This is a genomic window from Nocardioides sp. (genome assembly GCF_035547795.1).
Lineage (GTDB): Bacteria > Actinomycetota > Actinomycetes > Propionibacteriales > Nocardioidaceae > Nocardioides.
Map to the genome: position 1 here is coordinate 1 of NZ_DASZUF010000077.1, position 1,977 is coordinate 1,977.

Here is a 1,977-nt window from a genome sequence, read left to right on the forward strand (position 1 = left end):
CGGCGTCGACGACATCCGCGAGCTGGTCCGCACCGCCGCGCTCACTCCGGCCGGCGCCCGCTGGCAGATCCTCATCGTCGAGGATGCCGACCGGCTCACCGAGCAGGCCAACAACGCGCTGCTCAAGGCGATCGAGGAGCCGGGTGCCCGCACCGTGTGGATGCTGTGCGCGCCGAGCGTCGAGGACGTGCTTCCCACCATCCGTAGCCGCTGCCGACTGGTCACGCTCACCACACCCACGGCGGCCGATGTGGCCGACTTCCTGGTGCGGACTCAGGGCGTCAGCCACGCCCTGGCGTCGTACGCCGCCCGCGCCAGCCAGGGGCACATCGGGCGGGCCAAGGCGCTGGCCCGCGACGAGGCCACCCGCAACCGCCGACGCGATGTCGTCGCGATCCCGACCACGCTCACCAGCCTGGGCGCCTGCATGCGCGCCGCGCAGCGGCTCACCGAGGTGACCAAGGAGGAGGCCGACGCGGTCACCACCGAGCTCGACGCGCAGGAGAGGGCCGACCTCGACGCGGCGTACGGCGTGGTCGAGCGCGGTCGTCGCCCGCGCGAGTACGGCCCCGCCCTGGCGGCCCTGGAGCGCGACCAGAAGCGGCGCGCCACCCGGCGCCACCGCGACGTGATCGACCGCAGCCTCATGGACCTGGTCAGCGTCTACCGCGACGCGATCGCGCTCGCGACCGGCGCGCCGGGCCAGCTGGTGAACGAGGAGATCCGCAGCGACGTCGAACAGGTGGCTGCGGCCTCGCCCGAGCTCAACCTGCGCCGGATCGGATGGATCTTCGAGGCACGGGAGCAGCTGATGGAGTTCAACGTCCCGCCGGCACTGGCGCTGGAGTCGATGATGGTCGCCCTCAGGATCCCGCGATGAGGCGCCTGGTCGTCGGGGTCGCGCTCCTGCTGGCGCTGGCCGGCTGCGGCTCGAGTTCACCGTCGGGGTCGCCGTCCAGCACGCCGTCTAGCACGGCCGCGGGCCCGTCCGCCCCCGGCACTGCCGCGACGGACGCCTCGGGTGCCGCGAGCACGGCGCCGTCCGACCCCGCGCTGGCCCGGTTCTACGGCCAGAGGCTGACCTGGACCTCGTGTCGTTCCAAGGACCAGTGCAGCTGGCTGACGGTGCCGCTCGACTACCAGCACCCCGCCGGCACCACGATCAGGCTCGCCCTGCTTCGTGTCCCGGCCGCCGACAAGGGCGAGCGGATCGGCTCGCTGGTGGTCAACCCTGGCGGGCCGGGCGGCTCCGGCATCGACTATGCCGCCTCCGCCGGCCAGGCGTTCCGCAAGCCGCTGCTCGACCACTTCGACATCGTCGGCTTCGACCCGCGTGGCGTCGGCGAGAGCGACCCGATCGACTGCATCTCCGATGACCAGCTCGATGCCTACGTCGCCGAGAACCCGGTGCCCGAGACCTCCGCCGAGCGGCGCGCCTACACCCAGTGGAACAAGACGATGGCCGCCGGCTGCGCCAAGAGCCCCGTCGGCGCGCACATCTCCACCGTCGACGCGGCCCGCGACATGGACGTGCTGCGGTCTGCCCTCGGGGAGTCGAAGCTCGACTACTTCGGCGCGTCCTACGGCACCAAGCTCGGGACGACGTACGCCGATCTCTTCCCGGCGAACGTGGGCCGGTTCGTGCTCGACGGCGCGGTCGACCCGACGCTGGACAACGAGCAGCTGGGCGTGCAGCAGGCCGCCGGTTTCGAGACCGCCCTGCGCTCCTATGTCCAGAACTGCGTCAGCACCTCGACGAGCTGCTACCTCGGCGCCACCGTCGAGGCGGGGCTGGCCCGGATCAAGGCGTTCCTCGCGCAGGTCGAGCAGCAGCCGCTCCCCGCCGCTGGCGGCCGAGAGCTGCACGGCGGCAATGCGTTCTACGGCGTCGCCGTCACCCTCTATGACCGGAACAGCTGGATCTATCTGACCCAGGCACTCAAGCAGGCCTTCGGCGGTGACGGCTCGGTGCTGCTG

2 protein-coding genes are annotated in these 1,977 nt (G+C 72.0%); both read left to right on the forward strand.

Annotated features, from left to right (window positions below):
- On the forward strand, nt 1-880 hold an 880-nt coding region (locus tag VHA72_RS05650; protein WP_325573466.1), incomplete at its 5' end, for a DNA polymerase III subunit delta'.
- The coding region (locus VHA72_RS05655; protein WP_325573467.1) for an alpha/beta fold hydrolase at nt 877-1,977 on the forward strand (1,101 nt) is incomplete at its 3' end. The genes VHA72_RS05650 and VHA72_RS05655, both read left to right, overlap by 4 nt.